This is a genomic window from Barrientosiimonas humi (assembly GCF_006716095.1).
Classification (GTDB): domain Bacteria; phylum Actinomycetota; class Actinomycetes; order Actinomycetales; family Dermatophilaceae; genus Barrientosiimonas; species Barrientosiimonas humi.
The window spans coordinates 2,271,559-2,291,646 of the sequence record NZ_VFOK01000001.1 but is presented as its reverse complement, the minus strand read 5'-3'; the positions used below and the strand labels follow the sequence as shown (position 1 = coordinate 2,291,646).

Below are 20,088 nucleotides of genomic sequence, written 5' to 3'. Positions count from 1 at the left end.
AAAGGAAACCCATGATCCCCAAGATCGCCCTCGAGGAGCACTTCGGCGCGAGCGACCCCGACATCGTGCAGCAGTCGGCCGAGCACTTCACGCCCGAGGCGTGGCCGGTGCACCGCGACATGCTGCTCGACGTGCACGGCAAGCGGCTCGCCGCGATGGACGAGTGCGGCATCGAGCGCGCGGTGCTGTCGCTGCTGGCGCCCGGCATCCAGTCGCTGCACGACACCGCGCAGGCGGTCGACTGGGCGCGCCGGCTCAACGACCACGCGGCGGCCCTGGTGGCCGAGCGGCCCGACCGCTTCTCCTCGTTCTGCGCGCTGCCGATGCAGGACCCCGAAGCCGCGACCGAGGAGCTGACCCGGGCCGTGCGCGAGCTGGGCCTGGTGGGTGCCCTGGTCAACGGCTTCTCCCAGGTCGGCGACCCCGAGACGGTGGTCTACCTCGACGACCCGCGCTACGCCGACTTCTGGGCGCGCCTGGCCGAGCTGGACGTCCCGCTCTATCTGCACCCGCGCGACCCGTCGCCCGCGAACTCCCAGATCTACCAAGGGCATCCGTGGCTCATGGGGTCGGCGTGGGCGTTCTCCGTCGAGACCGGGACGCACATGCTGCGGCTGATGGGCAGCGGGCTGTTCGACCGGCACCCGTCGCTCACGGTGATCCTCGGGCACCTCGGCGAGCTGCTGCCGTTCAACGTCTGGCGCACCGACCACCGGGTCGGCGTCGCGCCGCGCGGCATCGGCATCGAGCGGTCGTTCGGGCACTACCTGCGCCACAACGTGGTGGTGACCACGAGCGGCAACTTCCGGACCCCGGCCCTGCTCAACGTGATCCAGGAGATGGGCGCCGACCGGATCCTGTTCTCCGCGGACTACCCGTTCGAGGACATGCACGAGGCCGCGGCGTGGTTCGACGGGCTCGAGCTGAACGAGGGCGACCTGGCCAAGATCGCCCGCGACAACGCCCGGCGGGTGCTGCGCCTGCCCTGACGGGCGGCCGAGGAGGCCGGGTCAGCGAGGGCCGCCGCGACCGGGGTCGTGCCGGGGGTCGGGGTCGCGCCGGGGGTCGGGGTCGCGCGGCGCGTCCGGGTCGCGCGGCCGGTCGCGGTCGAGCTGCTCGGGCAGCAACCCGGCCTCCTCCCAGGCGCGGTAGCGCTGCTCGCGCAGCCGCGGACGCAGCTTCTTGATCACCAGGAACACGACGATGCCGACGGCGAGCAGGATCAGGAATCCGACCCAGCCGGGCGAGGAGTCCGGCGGGCTGGCGGCGGGGAGGGTCGACGTCGGCACGCCGGGCAGTTTAGGCGTGCTCCCAGCCAACTGCCGTAGCGTTGGCCGCAACGCATCCGCTTCGAAGGAGAGGCACATGGCTATCGCGAACCTGTTCAACAAGCTGCGCGGCTACGCGCAGAAGAACCCGGACAAGGCCCGCCAGGCGATCGAGAAGATCGAGGGCGTCGTCGACCAGAAGACCGGCGGCAAGTACCGATCGCAGGTCGACAAGGCCAGCAGCACCGCGGCCGACAAGCTGGGCATCCCGCGCGACCAGAACCGCCAGCCCGGCCAGGTCCCCACGCCCGAGGGCCAGACCCCCGGCGGCCAGACGCCCGGTGGCCAGGTGCCGCCGCAGACCCCGCCGCAGCAGTAATCCCTCGCCGCCGCACGAACGACGGCGGCACAGAAAGTACGACGGCGGCCCACGTAATAAGTGGGCCGCCGTCGTCGTATCTGGGCCGCCGTCGTCGGGCGGAGGGCGGGAGCGGGCGCGGTCAGGCGTCCGTGATCTGCGCCAGCACGGTGCCGGCGGCGACGGTCTCGCCGACCGCGGCGGTGAGTCCGGAGACCACGCCGTCCTTGTGCGCGGTGATCGGCTGCTCCATCTTCATCGCCTCCAGCACCACGACCGTGTCGCCGGCGGAGACGGTGGCGCCGTCCTCGACGGCGAGCTTCACGATGGTGCCCTGCATGGGCGCGGTGAGCGCGTCGCCCGACGCGGCGGCGCTGCCCCCGCCGGCGCGCGAGCGCTTCGGAGCCGGTTTGCGCGCGGGTGCCCCCGCCCCGCCGCCCCCGCCGAGCTGCAGGTCGGCCGGCAGCGTCAGGGACATCCGGCGGCCGTCGACCTCGATGACGTACGCCTGCCGCGCCGCCTGCTCGCCGCTCGCCTCGCCGACGGGGCCGGCGTAGGGCTCGACCTGGTTGTCGAACTCGGTCTCGATCCAGCGGGTGTGCACGGTGAACGGCTCGTCGGCGGCCTCGGGCGCGAACGCCGGGTCGCTGACCACCGCGCGGTGGAACGGCACCACGGTGGGCATGCCCTCGATCTCGAGCTCGTCGAGAGCGCGACGCGAACGCGCTAGTGCCTGCTGGCGATTCGCGCCGGTGACGATCAGCTTGGCGATCATCGAGTCGAACGCGCCGGCGACCGTGTCGCCCTCGACGATGCCGGCGTCCCAGCGCACGCCGGGGCCGGACGGCACCTGCATGCGGGTGACGGTGCCGGGCGCGGGCAGGAAGCCGCGGCCGGCGTCCTCGCCGTTGATCCGGAACTCGATCGAGTGCCCGGCCGGCTCGGGGTCGGAGTATCCGATCGGCTCGCCGGCGGCGATGCGCAGCTGCTCACGCACCAGGTCGATGCCGGTGACCTCCTCCGACACGGGGTGCTCGACCTGCAGCCGGGTGTTGACCTCGAGGAAGGAGATGTGGCCGTCCTGCCCGACGAGGAACTCGCAGGTGCCGGCGCCGACGTATCCCGCGGCCTGGAGGATCGCCTTCGACGCGCGCACCAGCTCGGCGTGCTGCTCGTCGGTGAGGAACGGCGCGGGCGCCTCCTCGACGAGCTTCTGGTTGCGCCGCTGCAGCGAGCAGTCACGGGTGGAGACCACGACGACGTCGCCCTGGCTGTCGGCGAGGCACTGGGTCTCCACGTGTCGCGGCTTGTCGAGGAACAGCTCGACGAAGCACTCGCCGCGCCCGAAGGCGGTGACCGCCTCGCGCACGGCCGAGTCGTACAGGTCGGGGATCTCCTCGATGGTGCGGGCGACCTTGAGGCCGCGGCCGCCACCGCCGTACGCCGCCTTGATCGCCACGGGCAGCCCGTGCTCCTGCGCGAAGGCGACCACCTCGTCGGGCCCGGAGACCGGGTCCTTGGTGCCGGGCACGAGCGGGGCGTCGGCGGCGAGCGCGATGTGCCGCGCCTTGACCTTGTCGCCGAGCGCGTCGATCGCCTCGGGGCCGGGCCCGATCCAGGTGAGGCCGGCGTCGATCACCTTCTGCGCGAACTCGGCGTTCTCCGCGAGGAAGCCGTAACCCGGGTGCACCGCGTCGGCGCCGGCCTGCTGCGCGACCTCGATCAGCTTGTCCTGCACCAGATAGCTGTCGGCGGGGGTGCTGCCGCCGAGGGCGTACGCCTCGTCGGCCACGCGCACGTGCAGCGCGTCGCGGTCGGGCTCGGCGTAGACCGCGACCGACCCGATGCCTGCGTCCTTGCAGGCTCGGGCGATGCGTACGGCGATCTCACCGCGGTTGGCGATCAGGACTTTGCGCACGGGGGCCATGAGAGCGGACTCTAACGCCGGCCTGAGACGGTCGTCACACCGAGCACGGGTGGCCGGCCGGGCATAAATCGCGGCGCCGGTGTGGTTGCGCGAGACATGGCTGAAACCAACACCCCCGTCCCCGCCGTCGCCCTGCGTGCCGGATCCGGCACCGTCGAGATCCCGCAGCTGGGGTACGGCGTCTGGCAGGTGCCGGACGCGGAGGCCGCCGAGGCCGTGACCAACGCGCTCGACGCGGGATACCGCAGCGTCGACACCGCCGCGATCTACGGCAACGAGGCCGGCGTGGGCCAGGCGCTCGCCGACACCGACCTCGCCCGCGACGAGATCTTCGTGACCACCAAGGTGTGGAACGACGACCAGGGCACCGACGCCACCCGCGCCGCCCTCGACACCTCGCTCGGCAAGCTGGGTCTCGACGCGGTCGACCTCTACCTCATCCACTGGCCCGTCCCGGCCAAGGACGCCTACGTCGACACCTGGAAGACGCTGCTCGCGCTGCGCGAGGAGGGCAAGACCCGCGCCGCCGGCGTGTGCAACTTCGAGGTCGAGCACCTGCAGCGGCTGCAGGAGGAGACCGGCGAGCTGCCCGCGCTGAACCAGATCGAGCTGCACCCCTACCTCCAGCAGCGCGAGCTGCGCGAGTTCCACCAGGCCAACGACATCCGGACCGAGGCGTGGAGCCCGCTCGGCCAGGGCGGCGAGGTGCTGCAGGACCCGGTCATCACCGGCATCGCCGACCGCCTCGGCGTCACCCCCGCGCAGGTCGTGCTGCGCTGGCACCTGCAGATCGGCAACGTCGTGATCCCCAAGTCGGTCACGCCGGAGCGGATCAAGAGCAACTTCGACGTGTTCGGCTTCGAGCTGACCGACGAGGACCTGAAGGCGATCGAGGGTCTCGACCGTGGCGAGCGCCTCGGGCCGGACCCGAAGACGTTCAACGGCTGACCTGCCGACAGTCGGGCGTGCGCCCGGCCGCACCACCCGTACGCTGTCCCGGGGTTCGCAACCGCGAATCCCGGGACTCGTGCGTTCCAGGGGGATGCGATGGCGGTGGCCGACCCGGAGGTCGAGCGCAATCTCGCCGCGCAGGCGCAGCTGTACGGCGAGCCGCTCGGCCCGCTGCTGCGTCGCCTGTGCGAGCACTTCGGCATCACCCAGGCGCGGATGGCCGAGGTGCTCGGGCTCTCGGCGCCGATGCTGTCGCAGCTGATGTCGGCCCGGCGGGTCAAGATCGGCAACCCGGCGGTCGTGGCGCGGCTGCAGCACCTGGTCGACCTCGCCCGCAGCGGCGGCACGCTGCCGGCCGAGGCCGCCGAGGAACAGCTGCGCGAGGTGCAGGAGGCCGAGCGCACGCTGACCAGCACGCGGGTGACCGCGGTCGACGCCTCGACCCTGCTCGGCGGGCTGCGCTCGCTGGCCTCGCCCGACCAGCTGCGGGCCAGCGCGCAGGCGGTGGCGCCGATCTCGACGGCCCTCGCAGACGTACTCGACAAAGCGGCAGGAGGCCGGCGTGGGTGAGGTGTTCGCGGGTCGCTACGAGCTGATCGACATGATCGGCGAGGGCGGCATGGGTGCCGTGTGGCGGGTGCGCGACCTCAAGCGTGACCGCATCGTCGCCGCCAAGGTGCTGCGCCAGTCCGACGCGGGGTCGCTGCTGCGGTTCATGCGCGAGCAGGGCATGCGCATCCACCACCCGCACGTCGTGACGCCGCTCGGCTGGGCGGGCGAGGACGACCAGGTGCTGTTCACCATGCCGATCGTCGAGGGCGGCTCGGTGTCGACGCTGGTGCGCGACTACGGCCAGCTGCCGCCGCGGTTCGCCGCCGAGCTGCTGCGCCAGCTGCTCGCCGCGCTCGACGCCGTGCACTCCGCGGGCGTCGTGCACCGCGACATCAAGCCGGCCAACCTGCTGCTCGACGCCACCGGCACCGACCGGCCGCACCTGTGGCTCACCGACTTCGGCGTCGCGCTCGCGACCGACGCGCCGCGGCTGACCAGCCTGTCCGTCGTCATGGGCACGCCGGGCTATCTCGCGCCCGAGCAGCTGCGCGGGGCCGACCCCGACCCGGTGGCGGACCTCTATGCCGCCGGCATGGTCGGCTTCCAGCTGGTCACCGGCCACCGGCCCCGCCCGCAGATGCGCACCGAGCGGCTCGACCTGCCGCCTCGACCCGACGGTGTCCCGAACTCGTTGTGGCAGCTGCTGATTCGGCTCGCCGACCCCCAGCCCGCCGGCCGCCCCGCGAGCGCGCGCGAGGCCCTGCGGGTGCTGGAGGACCCGGAGCTGGCGTGGGTGCCGCAGACCGAGATCGAGGTCTTCCGGCACATGCCCGACCTCACCGGCGTGAGCGAGGGGGAGTTCCTGCGGCCGGGGGAGCAGGGCGCCACTCCCACCGGCACCGACACCCAGCAGTGGCGGCCCACGCAAGCTGGTCGAGCAGGCCCCACCCAAGCTGGTCGAGTAGGCCCGGAGCCTGCGGAGGGCCGTATCGAGACCACCCGCCCGGCCCAAGGCGGTCGAGTAGGCCCGACCCACGCCGGTCGAGCAGGCCCGGAGCCTGCGGAGGGCCGTATCGAGACCACCCACCCCGCACCGCCGAAGCGCCCCCGCACCCCGCTGCTCGTGCTCGTGCTGGCCCCGCTGCTGGCGCTGCTCACGATCGGGGCGCTGCTGCTGTCGCCGTGGGAGGGCGAGGAGGCGCCGCAGGAACCCGCCGGCCAGGCGCAGCTCGGCGGTGCCTGCCGCTGGTCCGACGCCGGCTCGACCGAGGCCGACGCCGACGGCACCCGGCTCACCTGCCGCTTCGTCGACGGGCAGTACCGCTGGCAGGGCACCGGATCCGGCTGACGCCGTCATGCTGGTCGAGGAGGCCGGGAGCGGCAGGAACACGGTGGTCGAGGAGGCCGGGAGCGGCAGGAACACGGTGGTCGAGGAGGCCGGGAGCGTAGCGAGTGGCCATATCGAGACCCTCGAGGCGGGTCTCGATACGGCCTCGTTCCTCGGCCTACTCGACCAGCATGGCTGCGGGGGTCTCGATACGGCCTCGTTCCTCGGCCTACTCGACCAGCATGGCTGCGGGGGTCTCGATACGCCTCGCCTAGCGGCTCGGCTACTCGACCGGCTTGGTTGGGCCTTCGCCTAGCGGCTCGGCTACTCGACCGGCTTGGTTGGGCCTACTCGACCAGCTTGGGCCGGGCGCGGATCGCCCAGACGCAGGCGGCGGCCGCCGCGAGCACCGCGAGCGCGCCGACCCCGATCTTCCACCAGGGCAACCCGGCCGCCGAATCCTGTTGTGTCCCTTCAGTGCTCACCTGACCCACGCCGGGCTGGTTCAGCGCTGCCCCCTGGGCGTTGACGTACGTCGGGCCCGCCTGCTCCTGACCGGACACCCGCACGCTGAGCCGGCTGGGGATCTTGGCGAAGGTGCCGTTGCGGTCCTCGGCCTGGCCGGGCGCGACGAGGACGCCGACGTAGTACCACCCGGCGGTGTCGGCCCAGGCCGCGCTGGCGCCGTAGTCGCTGAGGCTGGTGAAGGTGATGTCGCGGTTGGCGTACTTGATCGTGGGGGTGTAGACCCCGAGCGTCTTGGCCTCGCCGCTGTTGGCCATGAGCGACCCCGTGCGCGACAGGTCGTAGTTGCCCGGGTCGAGCTGGACGCCCTGCGGCGTCCACAGGTTCAGCTGCACCGACAGGTCGTTCTTGGGCGCGAAGTTCTTGTCGTTCGCGGGCACCTCGAGCGAGGCCGCCACGCGCTGGCCGTATCCCGCGCGCACCTTGTAGAACACCTGCTGCCCGACCTCGAGATCGAGCGGCACCGTGCCGTTCGGCAGCGTCGGGGCGTCACCGAAGCCCTGGCCGGCGGGGACGGGCTCGCCGCCCTCCTGCGGCTCGACGCGCAGCAGGCTCGCTTCCGCCTCGGTCGCGGGGGCTCCGGGCTGCCCGGTGATCTTCGGCTGCCGGTGCACGCGGATCTCGACGGGCAGGCTCGACCCGGCCGGCGGCGTCTCGCGCCAGACCGAGACCGTGAAGCTGGTCGCTGCGGCGCAGTCCTCGTTGAGGAAGCTCTGCCGCTTGGCTCCGGTCGGGTCGATGGTGGACACCACCCGCAGCAGCTGGGCCAGCGGTGCGTCCTTGTTCTTCGTGGCGTAGTCGTCGCTGACGCAGCTGGTGCCGTCGGGCAGCGCGATCGACACGTGCAGGGACTGGTCCTGGCCGGCGAGGTATTTCTGGCCGTTCTCGGTGGGCTGGCCCATGATCGCGAAGCTCAGTCCCTCGCCGGGGGAGCGGGTGAGCTTGAAGAAGCGCTTGGTCTCGTCGGCGGGCAACGAGGTGCGGTAGCTCCCCGGCTCCAGCACCTTGGCCGAGCCGGTGGCGGTGCTGGCCTGCACCTGCTCCCCGGACGGCTCGAACGCGGCCCGCGGAGTCACGGGCGCCGCCACCGCCGGCGTGGCGACACCGGCAGCGAGGACCGCGGGCAGGGCGAGGAGTCGCAGACGCACCGGGCCAGTATCCACCAGGGTGAGGCGGGCGTACGTCCTCGTTGGCGGGAGCCGGCGGCGCTCGCCCTGGTCACTCAGCGGCGTCGGGGCTGGCGTCGACAGCCAGGACGCCGAACCCGAGCGAGCGGCCTCGTCGAGGGGCCCGCTGACGGTGAGAGTGCAGTAGTGGCCCCTTCCGGCGCCGTCGCATGGGCGTGTCGCGCACACTCACGGCGTGCCGGGCTGCCGGCGGCTCGCGTGCCCTACCCCGCGAGCGTGCGGCCCACGAACGTGCGCAGCTGCTCGACGTTCCGGCACTCGTGCATGCCGACGACGCGGGCGTACTGGCCCGCGAGCGAGTCGCCGGTGTCCCACGAGCGGGCGGGCTCGGGGTTGAGCCAGTACGTCCGCCGCGCCTGGTCGCGGATCGTGCGCAGCTGCTCGAGCCGGGGGAGGCCGTAGTTGGAGCGGGCGTCGCCGAGGATCAGCACGGTGCTGCGCGGGCCGATCGCGTCGAGGTGGCCGTCGACGAAGCTGTCGAGCGCCTGCCCGTAGCTGCTGCTCGCGCCCCAGCCGAGCACCTTGCGGGTGCGCAGCGCGGTGGTCACGACGTCGTCGGCGAGCCGGTCGGCGTCGCGCACCAGGTCGGTGATCTCGTCGGTGGTGCTGACGAACGCGAACACGCGCAGCTTGCGGAACTGCGTCGACAGCGCCTGCATCAGCGCCATCGTGAACGCCGAGAACCCGGCGACCGACCCGCTGATGTCGCACAGCAGCACCAGGTCGGGGCGGTGCGGCCGCCGGTGGGCCATGGCCGGGTCGATGGGCACGCCGCCGGTCGAGAGCGAGCGCCGCAGCGTCTTGCGTACGTCGATCTCACCTCTCGCAGCCTGGCGTCGCCGCGCCGAGAGCCTGGCAGCGAGCCGCTTGGCCAGCGGATCGATCGTGGTGCGCAGCTCGGCGAGGTCGCGGCTGCCCGAGCTGAGGAAGTCGCGCCGGTCCGCGGAGTCGCGGACGGCATATCGCGCGATCCGTTCGCGGCCGCGCAGCTCGGCGTTGCGCCGGCGCGACTCCGCCTCGACCTTGCGCCTGAACTCCGCCACGCGAGAACGCATCTCGTCGCGGGCGAGGCTCTCGGCGAAGCCGCCCTGCCCGACCGCGCCGCCGCCGGACCCGGCACTCCCACCGCCCTGCGCGCTGGTCGCGCCGCCCTCGCCGTCGCCGACGAGTCGAGCCTGCGCCTGCTCCATCGCGCCGGCGATCGCGGTCTGCGGGGCGAGCCGGTCGAGCGCCTGGGCTGCCGACCAGCCGGGCTGCTTGGCCAGCTCGCCGAGGCGCTCGGCGGTGAGCGCGGCGAGCTGCTCCAGGGCTCGCTCGTCGTTGGTCGCCAGGGCGTCGGTGAGCAGCGCCCGGATCGCCTCGGCGACCTCGCGGGGGTCACCCTCGGGCAGCTCGACGTCGGCGAGGTCGCTGCGCGCGCCGAGCGCGGCGGGGAAGTACAGGTCGAAGACCTGGTCGAACACCTCGCGCTGCCCGCTGCGCCGCAGCAGCGCGCTGGCCAGGCCCTCGCGCAACCGCTCGCGGTCGTCCAGTCCCAGCACCCGGGTGACGCGACCGGCGTCGGCGACGTCGGACGTCCCGACGCCGAGACCGTGCCCGCGCAGCGCGGTGGTCAGGTCGACCAGCCGCTCGGCGAGCGCGTCGGGCGCGGGCGCGCCTCGACTGGGGGCGCCGCGCTCAGCCGGCGAGGGCACGGTCCAGGTCGAGGTCGGCGATCACGGTCGCGATGTCGTCCTGGTGCTTGAGCACCACGCCCAGGCTGGAGCGGACCAGCGCGGGGTCGAGCTCGTCAGCCCCGAGCGCCAGCAGCGTGCGCGCCCAGTCGACGGTCTCGGCGATGGAGGGCGACTTGCGCAGGTTGAGGTCACGCAGCGCGCCCACGACGCGCACGACCGACGCGGCGAGCGTCTCGGGCAGGCCGGGCACCTGCAGCTGCACGATGCGCCGCTCGAGCTCGGCGTCGGGATAGTCCAGGTGCAGGAACAGGCAGCGTCGGCGCAGCGCCTCGGTGAGCTCGCGGGTGGCGTTGGAGGTCAGCAGCACGAACGGGTGCGTCGTGGCGGCGACCGTGCCGAGCTCGGGGACGGTGACCTGGAAGTCGGACAGGATCTCCAGCAGCAGCCCCTCCATCTCCTCGTCGGCCTTGTCGAGCTCGTCGACGAGCAGCACCACCGGCTCGGGGCTGCGGATCGCGGTCAGCAGCGGGCGGGCGAGCAGGAACTCCTCGCCGAAGATGTCGGATCGCACTGCGTCCCAAGAGGATTCGCGCTCGGCGGTGATGGCGAGCAGCTGCTTCGCGTGGTTCCACTCGTACAGCGCGCGGGCCTCGTCGACGCCCTCGTAGCACTGCAGCCGCACCAGCCGACGGCCCGTCGCGCGGGCGACCGCCTTGGCGAGCTCGGTCTTGCCGACACCCGCCGGGCCCTCGACCAGCAGCGGCTTGCCGAGCGTCGAGGCGAGGTACGTCGTCGTCGCCACCGCGTCGGAGGCCAGGTAGTCGGCGCTCGCCAGGGCCTCGCGCGTGGCGTCGACGGTCGCGAGGGCGGACTCGGGCTGCGGCGTCATGCCGCCATCATCCCGCGAGCGACTCCCACAGGGCAGCCAGGTCGGCCTGCGGCCAGGCGTTGCGCGCGACGAGGAAGCCGATGATGCCGACGACCCAGGCCATCGTCTCGCCGGAGCCGCGCTCCATCCAGGCCGCGAGCCGTTGCAGCTGCGGCTCGACCCAGCGGCGCGCGCCGAGCCGCAGCCCGAGCAGCACGACCGCGGGCGCCACCATGAGCAGGCAGTAGCCCGCGAGCAGCCCCAGCTGGGGCGCCAGCGACAGGTCGGAGGTCGCGAGCAGCCCGATCGCCCCGAGGTAGGGCAGCATCGAGGCCACCTCGATGGTCCCGGCGAGCAGCGCCAGCCCGACGACGCCACCGGGACCCGACGTGCCCTGCGCGCCGGAGGGGCCCATCGCGCGGTCGCGCCAGCGGCTCAGCCGGCCCGGCCCCTTGCCCTTGCCGTTGCCGATGAAGAAGCTCCCGACCAGCAGGACCACGCCGACGACCAGGGCGACCCGGGCGCCCGACGTGGTCTCCAGCTGCCGGCCGACATCACCCAGCCAGGCGCGCCCGCCGAGCAGCAGCGCCACCCCGACGAGGGCGTAGAACACCGCGAGCGTGCCGAGATAGAGCAGGTATCGGCCGGTGCGCACCCCGTGCGGCACGAGCAGGAACCAGACCGGCAGCAGCAGCGTGCCGATGCTGGTGGAGTCGACGAGAGCCAGGCCACCGAGGGCGCCGAGGAGCGGGAGCGACATGGCAGCCAGGGCACCAGGCGCGCGCGGGTCCGCGCGTCGCCGGATCGGCGGACCTGCCGGCCGCGAGGGTACGTCGTTCGGATGACTCGGGCGTGCTGCGCGGCGGTCACAATGGGTCCTTGCCAGCCCCGGTGAAGACCAGCCCGTCGCTCGTGCGCCGCGACCGGCGTACGGCCGGCTGGCTGCTCCTCGCCGGCGTCGCCGTGGTGCTCATGGGCCTGGCCGAGGAGACGACGGTGCTCGGGCGCACCTCGGTGTGGTGGCACCTGCTGCCGGTGACGGTCGGGCTCGCGGCGGTGACCGTGCAGCGCCGATTCCCGTTGACAGTGCTGGGGATCGCGGTGCTGACGGCCGCGCTCGACCTGGCCTGGGGGTGGAGCCTCGCGTCGGTGCTGGTGCTGTGGGAGGTGCTCTACACCGGCGCGCTCGCGTGGCCGTGGGCGTGGGTCGAGCGGCTGCGGCGCGCGGTCGTCGGACTGTCGGTGGCGGCGCTCGTGGTGTCGGGGATCGTGCGGCTCGACCTGCGCGATGCGGCCAACATCGGGCTGCTCGCCTTCGCCGTGCTCGTGACGCCGGTGTGGTGGGCCGTCGACGTGCGCCGGCAGGCCGACCTCGCCGAGCTGGCGGCCCGCAACGCAGAGCACGACCGGCAGACCGCCGTGCGCGAGGAGCGGGCGCGCATGGCGCGCGACCTGCACGACGCCGTCGCGGGAGACCTCGCCTCGATCGCCCTCCAGGCCGAGGGCGGGCTCCGGCACGCCGCGGCCGGCACTCCAGAACGCAACGCTCTCAACGCGATTCGTGCCTCGGGCGTGCGCGCCGTGGGGGAGCTGACCCGCATGATCACGCTGCTGCGGCGGGACGGCGACCAGGCGGCCGACGACCTCACCACCGCGCCCGGGCTCGACCTGGTCGGTGACCTGGTGCGGCACGCCGAGCGGTCCGGGCTGGCGGTGCAGGCGCAGGTCGACCCGCCCCCGGAGCTGCCCGTCGCGGTCGACCACGCGGCCTATCGCATCGTGCAGGAGGCGCTCACCAATGCGGCCCGGCACGGCGCCGGCGAGGCGCAGCTGCGGGTGTCGGGCGACGACGACGCCGTCGGCGTCGAGGTGCGCAGCCGCGGCAGGCGTACGACCGTGGTGCCGGGCTCCGGACTCGGCCTGCTGACCATGCGAGAGCGCGCCGAAGGTCTCGGCGGGGAGTTCGAGAGCGGTTGGGAGGGAACGGGATCCGGCGACCAGGACTGGTGGTCGGTGCGGGCGCGGATCCCCGTGCAGGCATGACGATCAGGGTGCTGCTGGCCGACGACCACGACGCGATCCGCGCGGGCCTGCGGATGATCCTCGACGCCGAGCCCGACCTCGCGGTGGTGGGCGAGGCCGGCGACGGCGCCGCGTGCGTGACGAACGCTCGCGCGCTGCGGCCCGACGTCGTGCTGATGGACGTGCGCATGCCGCGCGTCGACGGCATCGCCGCCACCGAGCAGATCGTGCGCGAGCGGCTCGCGCAGGTGCTCGTGCTCACGACGTTCGGGCTGGACGAGTACGTCAGCGGTGCCATCGCCGCGGGCGCGGCCGGCTACGTGCTCAAGACGATCGACGCCGACGCCCTGGCCGACGCCGTACGCCGGGTGGCGGCGGGGGAGGGCGTGCTCGCTCCCGAGGTGACCCGGCAGGTGCTGGCCGCCGTCGCGGAGCAGGAGCGGCGTCCGGCACCGGCCCAGGTCGACCTCGGCGGGCTGACCGAGCGGGAGCGCGAGACGCTCGCCGGGCTCGGGCGGGGGCTGTCGAACGTCGACCTCGCGCGTGAGCTGGGCGTGTCGGAGGCGACGGTCAAGACGCACGTGTCGCGCATCCTCACCAAGCTCGGCTGCAGCTCGCGGGTGCAGGCGGCGCTGATCGCGCGGGACGCCGGGCTGGCGTAGGGCCCCGCCGCGCTGCCCCGCCCTGCCGAGTGGTCACTTGTGGCGGGTGCGACGCGCGTCGCACCCGCCACAAGTGACCACTCACCGAGCTGTTCGATCGTTGCTGGCCACCTCGGAGTCGCCTGTGCGACACGTCCGGCCGGGAGGCTGGCCGCATGAGCGAGATCGATCGCAGGAGCCTGTTCGCCGGAGCACTGGGAGTCGCGGGGGCGGGGGCGCTGAGCGGCGGCCTGCTCGGCGCGCGACCCGCCGCGGCCGCGCCGTCCCTGGTGCGCACCGGTCGCCCGACCCTGCCCCAGGGCGTCATGTCGGGCGACGTCACCACCAACGGAGGTGTGGTGTGGGCGCGCTCCGACCAGCCCGGGCGCCTGGTCGCCGAGGTGCGCGTCGGCCGGGCGCGGCGCGTGGTGCGGGGGCCGTGGGCGACCCCCGACAGCGACCTCACCGCGAAGCTGGACCTGCGGGGACTGCGGCCCGGCACCGAGCACGAGGTGCGGTTGTCGTTCGAGTCCGGCGACGGCGTACAGGGGGAGACGGGGGTGCTGCGGCTCCCCACGGCGCCGACGCAGCGGGCCGGCCAGAGCTTCGTGTGGACCGGTGACACCTGCGGGCAGGGCTGGGGCATCAACCCCGACGTCGGGGGCATGGTCGGCTACCGCGCGATGCACGCCACCCGCCCCGACTTCTTCATCCACTCCGGCGACACGATCTACGCCGACGGCCCCATCGAGCCGACCGTCACCGAGCCCGACGGGCAGGTCTGGCGCAACCTGGTCATCCCCGAGGTCACCCGCGTGGCCGAGACGCTGGCGGACTACCGCGGGCGGCACCGCTACAACCATCTCGACACCAACCTGCGCGCGATGTACGCCGACGTGCCGGTGCTCGCGCAGTGGGACGACCACGAGACGGTCAACAACTGGTACCCCGGGGAGATCCTCGACGACCCGCGGTACACCGAGAAGCGGGTCGACGTGCTGGCCGCCCGGGCGCGGCAGGCGTGGCGCGAGTGGCAGCCGATCAGCGACGGTGCAGCACGCGGACGCAGGACGCCTGACGGCCGAAACCGCATCTACCGCAAGGTTTCTCGCGGCAAGCACCTCGACGTGTTCTGCCTCGACATGCGGACGTACAAGAGCCCCAACACCGCTGGTCTGGAGGCGCAGCGCACCTCGATCCTCGGACCGGAGCAGACCGCGTGGCTGGTGCGCGAGCTGCGCCGGTCGAACGCCACCTGGAAGGTGATCGCGGCCGACCTGCCCATCGGGCTCATCGTGCCCGACGGCAAGGCGCAGGAGTCGATCTCCAACGCCGACGACGGGGCGCCGCTGGGGCGCGAGCTGGAGATCGCCCACGTGCTGCGCGAGCTGAAGCGGGCCCGGGTGCGCAACGTGCTGTGGGTGACCGCCGACGTGCACTACTGCGCGGCGCACCACTACGACCCCTCGCGCGCCGCGTTCACCGACTTCGACCCGTTCTGGGAGCTGGTCGCCGGGCCGATCTCGGCCGGTGGCTTCGGTCCTAACGAGCTGGACGGGACGTTCGGGCCGGAGGCGGTGTTCGTCAAGCACGGCACGACCAACCAGTCACCGCGCGCCGGCACCGCGCACTTCTTCGGCCACGTCGACATCGCCGACGACGGGCTGCTCACCGCGTCGCTTCGCGACATCAACGGGAGCGTGCTGTGGCGGCGGGAGCTGCAGCCGAGCTGAGCTCTGAGTGGTCACTCGTTGCCGGTGTCGGCGCGGCTGCACCCGCCACGAGTGACCACTCAGCCGGGGCCAGTGGTTCGATGAGCCATGAGCCAGATCGAGGAACGACCCCACCTGTCCGGCTGGATCGGCACGGTGCTCAGCGCGTCCGACGCCCGGCAGCTGGCGTACTTCTATCGCGACCTGCTCGGCTGGCCGCTCGCGAGCGACGAGCCCGACTGGTGCACGATGCAGATCCCCGGCGCGCGGGCGAACCTGGCGTTCTCCAGCGAGGAGAACTACGCCCCGCCGGTGTGGCCGAACGGACCGGGGGAGGCGCACATGCAGCTGCACCTCGACATCGGCGTGCGTGACCTCGACGCCGCCGTCGCCGACGCGCAGCGTCTCGGCGCCCGGTTCGCCGACTTCCAGCCGCAGGACGACGTGCGGGTGCTGCTCGACCCAGCCGGCCACCCGTTCTGCCTGTACGTCGACACGGACTGACGCGTGCCCGACCAGCTCGAGGTCGGCTACGCGAGTCGCCGCAGGTCGGCGCGGCAGCGGCGCTCCAGCGTGGCGAGCTCGGCGAGGCTGTCGTCGATGTCCTGCCGCCGCCGCTCCAGCTCGGCGCGCCGGTCGGCGACCTGCTCCAGCAGGTAGCGCAGCTGTCCCTCCTCGCCGGGCTGCTCGTCGTACATGTCGATGATCCGGCGGATCTCCTCCAGGTCGAACCCGATGCGCTTCCCGCGCAGGATCAGCTCCAGCCGGGTGCGGTCGCGGCGGTGGAAAACCCTTGTGGTTCCTCGGCGTTCGGGGCTGAGCAGGCCGATCTGCTCGTAGTGGCGCAGGGTGCGGTGCGTGACGTCGAACTCGTCCGCCAGCTCGGCGATGCTCCACGTGCGCGGCGGTGCCCCGGCTCGACTTGTCATGGCCGGGAGCATGCTTTACGTTGACGTCAACGTCAAGTGACCCGCATCACGCGACCCGAACGATCGAGAGGCCGACAACGGTGTTCGAGCTGACCAAGGACCACGAGGAGTTCCGCGGCGTCGTGCGCGACTTCGCCGAGCGCGAGATCGCCCCGCACATCGAGCAGTGGGACCGCGACCACCACTTCCCCTCCCACCTCGTGCCGCAGATGGGCGAGCTGGGGCTGTTCGGTCTGGTCGTCCCCGAGGAGTTCGGCGGGGCCGGGCTCGACGAGGGCGGTTTCACCTACCTGTGCCTCGCGATCGAGGAGCTCGGTCGGGTCGACCAGTCGGTCGGCATCACGCTCTCGGCCGGGGTGGGGCTCGGGATCAACCCGATCCTGACGTACGGCACCGACGAGCAGAAGCAGCGCTTCCTCCCGGACCTGGTGGCCGGTCGCACGCTCGCGGGCTTCGGGCTCACCGAGCCCGAGGCGGGCTCCGACGCCGGCGCGACCAAGACTCGCGCGACGCTCGCCGACGGCCAGTGGACGATCAACGGCGCGAAGGCGTTCATCACCAACTCCGGCACCGACCGTACGTCCGTGGTCACCGTCACCGCGCGCACCGGCGAGCACGCCGACGGCAAGCCCGAGATCAGCGCCATCATGATTCCTTCTGGCACAACGGGATTCACGGTCGAGCCGCCCTACCGCAAGCTCGGCTGGCACTCCTCCGACACGCACGGGCTGACGTTCGAGAGCTGCGTCGTGCCCGAGGAGAACCTGCTGGGCGAGCGCGGCGCCGGGTTCAAGCAGTTCCTCAAGACGCTCGACGACGGCCGCATCGCGATCAGCGCGCTGTCCGTCGGGCTCGCGCAGGCCTGCCTCGAGGCCGCGAGCGACTACGCCAAGACGCGGCAGGCGTTCGGCCGGCCGATCGGGGTCAACCAGGGCGTCTCGTTCCAGGTGTCCGACCTCGCGGTCATGGTCGAGGCGGCGCGGCTGCTGACCTACAAGGCGGCCTGGCTCAAGGACGAGCACGACGCCGGCCGCCGCTCCGTCGCCGAGGTCAAGCAGGCCGCGGCCATCGCGAAGCTCTACTCGACCGAGGCCGCCGTCACCGCCACGCGCATCGCGACGCAGATCTTCGGCGGCAACGGCTTCATGGAGGAGTACCCCGTCGCCCGGTTCTATCGCGACGCGAAGATCCTGGAGATCGGTGAGGGCACCTCGGAGGTGCAGCGCATGGTGATCGCGCGCGGCTTGGGGCTGCCGGCATGAGCGGCGAGGAGCGCGCAGTGCAGGTTGCGGGCGACGAAGGAGCACGCGGCCGGAACGAAGCGCGACCGAGCGCGACAGAGGGCATGAGCGGCGAGGCGAGAGAGGAAAGTCGGTCGAGTAGCGGCGAGGCGCTAGCCGAGCCGCGTATCGAGACCCCCGGCGGCGACCCCCGCGTCGCCGACGTACGCGAGCGGCTGGCGGGTGCGTACGCCGCCTCGGCCGCGCCGAGCGAGAAGGCCAAGGCCAAGCTCGACAGCCAGAACAAGCTGTTCGTGCGCGACCGCATCGCGCTGCTGTTCGACGAGGGCAGCTTCGTGGAGGACGGGCGCTACGCCAACGCCACCGCCGAGGGGCTGCCGGCCGACGGGGTGGTGACCGGGCGCGGCACCGTCGACGGGCGCGCGGCGATCGTTATCGCGAACGACCCGTCGGTGAAGGCGGGGTCGTGGGGCTCGCGCACCGTCGAGAAGATCGTGCGCGCGACCGAGATGGCGCTGCGCGAGGAGCTGCCGGTCTTCTGGTTCGTCGACTCCGCCGGCGCGCGGATCACCGACCAGGTCGAGATGTTCCCGGGCCGCCGCGGCGCCGGGCGGATCTTCCACAACCAGGTCGCGCTGTCGGGCAAGGTGCCCCAGATCTGTTGTCTCTTCGGCCCGTCGGCGGCGGGCGGGGCGTACATCCCGAGCTTCACCGACCTGATCATCATGGTCGAGGGCAATGCGTCGATGTACCTCGGCAGCCCGCGCATGGCCGAGATGGTCGTCGGCGAGAAGGTCACGCTGGAGGAGATGGGCGGGGCGCGGATGCACTGCACCGTCAGCGGCGTCGGCGACCTGCTCGCCGAGGACGACACCGAGGCGATCGAGCTCGCGAAGCTGTTCTTCTCCTACCTGCCGGGCACGTGGCACGACGAGACCCCGACGTACGTCCCCGAGGAGCCGGCCGCGCCGCTCACCTCCGCGACCGTGCCGGAGAAGGAGTCGCAGCCGTTCGACGTGCACGACGTGATCGACGGACTGGTCGACGACGACAGCTTTTTCGAGATCAAGCCGCTGTTCGCCGCCGAGCTCGTCGTGGGCTTCGGGCGCATGGAGGGGCGCACGGTCGGCATCGTCGCGAACAACTCGATGGTCAAGGGCGGGGTGCTGTTCACCGACAGCGCCGACAAGGCCGCGCGGTTCATCTGGATGTGCGACGCCTACTCCGTCCCGATCCTCTACCTGGCGGACGTGCCGGGCTTCATGATCGGGTCCGAGGTCGAGCGCGGCGGGATCATCCGGCACGGCGCGAAGATGGTGTCGGCCGTGTCCGAGGCGACGGTGCCGCAGTTCTGCATCGTGCTCCGAAAGGCTTACGGCGCAGGCCTTTACGCGATGGGCGGCCCGGGTTTCGGCCCGGACGCGACGCTCGCGCTGCCGACCGCGCGCATCGCGGTGATGGGGCCCGAGGCCGCCGTCAACGCGGTCTACGCCAACAAGATCGCGGCGATCGAGGACGAGGCCGAGCGCGAGGCGTTCGTGCAGCGGATGCGCGAGGAGTACCTCGAGGACGTCGACCTGGAGCGGCTGGCCGCGGACCTGGTCGTGGACGGGATCATCGAGGCCGACGAGCTGCGCGGGGAGCTGCTGCACCGGTTGCGCTACGCCGCCCGCCGCGACCGCTTGTTCTCCACCCGCCGCAGGTCGATCCCGCCGGTGTGATCTGGTCTGTCGCGTCTCCGAACCTGCGTCGGCGCGGTTGAGTGGTCACTTCTTGCTGGTTGCAGCCCAGTCGCACCCGCAACAAGTGACCACTCGCGACTCTGACTGCCCCCTCCAGGGGCCGGGCGACGCAGCGCCGACCGCTCAGGCCAGCAACCGCTCCAGCCGAGCGCGCAGCTCGAGCTGCCGACGGCGTACGTCGTCGTCGGTGATCACCACGACGCGCAGCCCCTCGTCCTCGAGCAGGGCCGCCCGCGCGAGGTCCTGCTTCCAGGTCGGACCGTGCACGGCGCCGTAGTACTCCGCCACCACGCCCTGCTCGCGCCAGAGGAAGTCGACGGTGGCGAGCCAGCCGGCCTCGTTGCTCACGTGCGCGTTGAGCTCCGGCTCCGGCAGTCCCCACTCGGCGAACAGCAGGCGCAGCAGCGTCTCGCGCGGTGAGCCGCTGCCGGGGCGCACGAGGCGCAGGGCCGAGCGCAGTGCCGTACGCCCGCGCTGGCCGGGGTGCTCGGCGACGGCTTGCTCGAGCGCCGGCACGTCCCAGCCCTCGCGGTTGAGGATCACGTCGCCCGCCTGGACGAGCTCGGTCACGCTGAGCTGGGTGGCGAGGTCGCACCAGGTGGCGCCGAGGGAGGTGCGGCGCAGCGTCCGCCACACCTCGAGGTCGCGGTCGCCGCGGTGGGCCACCACGCCCTGACGCCGGGGCCGGGGCGCACCCGCGGGCACGGTGACGTGCAGGGCGGCATAGCTCTGCAGCGCCAGCGGCAGGGGGAGCAACCACAGCAGGGCGGCGGTGCTGTGGCTGAAGCCGGCCGAGCTCGGGAGCACGGTCTGCAGGGCGAGGAGGCGGCACAGCTCGTCGTCGCTCGGGCTCATCCGCACGCCGCGGAACGGCGCCTGCAGGTCCCGCGCGCGCAGTCGGCCCGGCGGCACGCCGAGCGAGCGGGCCTCGGCGACCGCGAACTGCGGCCCGAGCTGGCGGGGGAGAGACCTGCGCTGCACCTTGCCGATCCTGGCGAAGATCGCGGGACGGCTCGGAAAGTTATCCACAGCCCCGTCGAGTGGTCACTTCGTGCTGGTCTCCACGCTCGCGAACCCACGACAAGTGACCACTCGGCGAGGGCGTACGTCGGTCTCGGGGTCGGGCGGGCCCGCCCCGCCCGGCAATCCACCGCCTCCGAAA

General features: G+C 72.7%; 19 protein-coding genes. 11 read left to right on the top strand and 8 right to left on the bottom strand.

Annotated elements, in window-relative coordinates; translation table 11 throughout:
• Positions 1–11: 11 nt before the first annotated feature.
• The gene (locus tag FB554_RS10720; RefSeq protein ID WP_142005950.1) at positions 12–989 is read left to right on the top strand and encodes an amidohydrolase family protein; all 978 of its coding nucleotides are present in this window, start codon (positions 12–14) and stop codon (positions 987–989) included.
• A 21-nt stretch (positions 990–1,010) separates the two neighbouring features.
• Here FB554_RS10720 and FB554_RS10715 read toward each other — a convergent pair whose 3' ends face one another.
• Positions 1,011–1,289: a hypothetical protein gene (locus FB554_RS10715; protein WP_142005949.1), complete on the bottom strand. Its 279-nt coding sequence runs from the start codon at positions 1,287–1,289 to the stop codon at positions 1,011–1,013.
• Positions 1,290–1,365: 76 nt separating this feature from the next.
• Here FB554_RS10715 and FB554_RS10710 point away from each other — a divergent pair, with 76 nt between their 5' ends.
• Positions 1,366–1,647, top strand: coding sequence for an antitoxin (locus tag FB554_RS10710; RefSeq protein ID WP_211344579.1), 282 nt, complete (start codon positions 1,366–1,368; stop codon positions 1,645–1,647).
• A 121-nt stretch (positions 1,648–1,768) separates the two neighbouring features.
• On the opposite strand, the gene FB554_RS10705 is transcribed toward FB554_RS10710, so the two are convergent.
• Positions 1,769–3,553 carry an acetyl/propionyl/methylcrotonyl-CoA carboxylase subunit alpha gene (locus tag FB554_RS10705; RefSeq protein ID WP_142005948.1) on the bottom strand — a complete coding sequence of 595 codons (1,785 nt, stop codon included), beginning with the start codon at positions 3,551–3,553 and terminating at the stop codon, positions 1,769–1,771.
• Between the two features lie 96 nt (positions 3,554–3,649).
• On the opposite strand from FB554_RS10705, the gene FB554_RS10700 reads away from it, so the two are divergent.
• The 3 genes from FB554_RS10700 to FB554_RS17360 all read left to right on the top strand — a co-directional run bounded on the left by FB554_RS10700 (position 3,650) and on the right by FB554_RS17360 (position 6,404).
• Positions 3,650–4,501, top strand: coding sequence for an aldo/keto reductase (locus FB554_RS10700; protein WP_142005947.1), 852 nt, complete (start codon positions 3,650–3,652; stop codon positions 4,499–4,501).
• A 99-nt stretch (positions 4,502–4,600) separates the two neighbouring features.
• Positions 4,601–5,074 carry a helix-turn-helix domain-containing protein gene (locus FB554_RS10695; protein WP_211344578.1) on the top strand — a complete coding sequence of 158 codons (474 nt, stop codon included), beginning with the start codon at positions 4,601–4,603 and terminating at the stop codon, positions 5,072–5,074.
• On the top strand, positions 5,067–6,404 hold the full coding sequence (locus tag FB554_RS17360; RefSeq protein ID WP_211344577.1) for a serine/threonine-protein kinase: 1,338 nt from the start codon (positions 5,067–5,069) through the stop codon (positions 6,402–6,404). Before FB554_RS10695 ends, FB554_RS17360 begins: the two co-directional genes overlap by 8 nt.
• Before the next feature lie 326 nt (positions 6,405–6,730).
• On the opposite strand, the gene FB554_RS10685 is transcribed toward FB554_RS17360, so the two are convergent.
• The 4 genes from FB554_RS10685 to FB554_RS10670 form a co-directional block, all read right to left on the bottom strand.
• Positions 6,731–8,056, bottom strand: coding sequence for a hypothetical protein (locus tag FB554_RS10685; RefSeq protein ID WP_142005945.1), 1,326 nt, complete (start codon positions 8,054–8,056; stop codon positions 6,731–6,733).
• 242 nt (positions 8,057–8,298) lie between these two features.
• A complete protein-coding gene (locus FB554_RS10680; RefSeq protein ID WP_142005944.1) occupies positions 8,299–9,789 on the bottom strand; it encodes a vWA domain-containing protein in 1,491 nt (496 codons plus the stop codon).
• Positions 9,773–10,660 (bottom strand): AAA family ATPase, encoded by an 888-nt coding sequence (locus FB554_RS10675; RefSeq protein ID WP_142005943.1) that lies wholly within the window; start codon positions 10,658–10,660, stop codon positions 9,773–9,775. Before FB554_RS10675 ends, FB554_RS10680 begins: the two co-directional genes overlap by 17 nt.
• Before the next feature lie 7 nt (positions 10,661–10,667).
• Complete coding sequence (locus tag FB554_RS10670; RefSeq protein WP_142005942.1) at positions 10,668–11,399, bottom strand: GAP family protein; 732 nt, start codon at positions 11,397–11,399, stop codon at positions 10,668–10,670.
• A gap of 119 nt (positions 11,400–11,518) precedes the next feature.
• On the opposite strand from FB554_RS10670, the gene FB554_RS10665 reads away from it, so the two are divergent.
• The 4 genes from FB554_RS10665 (at position 11,519) to FB554_RS10650 (ending at position 15,518) form a co-directional block, all read left to right on the top strand.
• On the top strand, positions 11,519–12,682 hold the full coding sequence (locus FB554_RS10665) for a sensor histidine kinase (RefSeq protein ID WP_142005941.1): 1,164 nt from the start codon (positions 11,519–11,521) through the stop codon (positions 12,680–12,682).
• A complete protein-coding gene (locus FB554_RS10660; protein ID WP_142005940.1) occupies positions 12,679–13,323 on the top strand; it encodes a response regulator in 645 nt (214 codons plus the stop codon). The genes FB554_RS10665 and FB554_RS10660 overlap by 4 nt, the downstream gene beginning before the upstream one ends.
• Before the next feature lie 155 nt (positions 13,324–13,478).
• Positions 13,479–15,035 carry an alkaline phosphatase D family protein gene (locus tag FB554_RS10655; protein WP_142005939.1) on the top strand — a complete coding sequence of 519 codons (1,557 nt, stop codon included), beginning with the start codon at positions 13,479–13,481 and terminating at the stop codon, positions 15,033–15,035.
• Between the two features lie 87 nt (positions 15,036–15,122).
• Positions 15,123–15,518: a VOC family protein gene (locus FB554_RS10650; RefSeq protein WP_142005938.1), complete on the top strand. Its 396-nt coding sequence runs from the start codon at positions 15,123–15,125 to the stop codon at positions 15,516–15,518.
• 26 nt (positions 15,519–15,544) lie between these two features.
• Here FB554_RS10650 and FB554_RS10645 read toward each other — a convergent pair whose 3' ends face one another.
• A complete protein-coding gene (locus tag FB554_RS10645) occupies positions 15,545–15,943 on the bottom strand; it encodes a MerR family transcriptional regulator (RefSeq protein ID WP_142005937.1) in 399 nt (132 codons plus the stop codon).
• An 80-nt stretch (positions 15,944–16,023) separates the two neighbouring features.
• On the opposite strand from FB554_RS10645, the gene FB554_RS10640 reads away from it, so the two are divergent.
• Positions 16,024–17,205 (top strand): acyl-CoA dehydrogenase family protein, encoded by a 1,182-nt coding sequence (locus FB554_RS10640; protein WP_142005936.1) that lies wholly within the window; start codon positions 16,024–16,026, stop codon positions 17,203–17,205.
• 83 nt (positions 17,206–17,288) lie between these two features.
• Entirely contained in the window at positions 17,289–18,905 is a 1,617-nt protein-coding gene (locus FB554_RS10635) for an acyl-CoA carboxylase subunit beta (RefSeq protein ID WP_142005935.1), read from the top strand.
• A 144-nt stretch (positions 18,906–19,049) separates the two neighbouring features.
• Here the strand turns inward: FB554_RS10635 and FB554_RS10630 are convergent, their stop codons facing one another.
• A complete protein-coding gene (locus FB554_RS10630) occupies positions 19,050–19,907 on the bottom strand; it encodes a PDDEXK family nuclease (RefSeq protein WP_142007558.1) in 858 nt (285 codons plus the stop codon).
• Between the last annotated feature and the right edge of the window lie 181 nt (positions 19,908–20,088).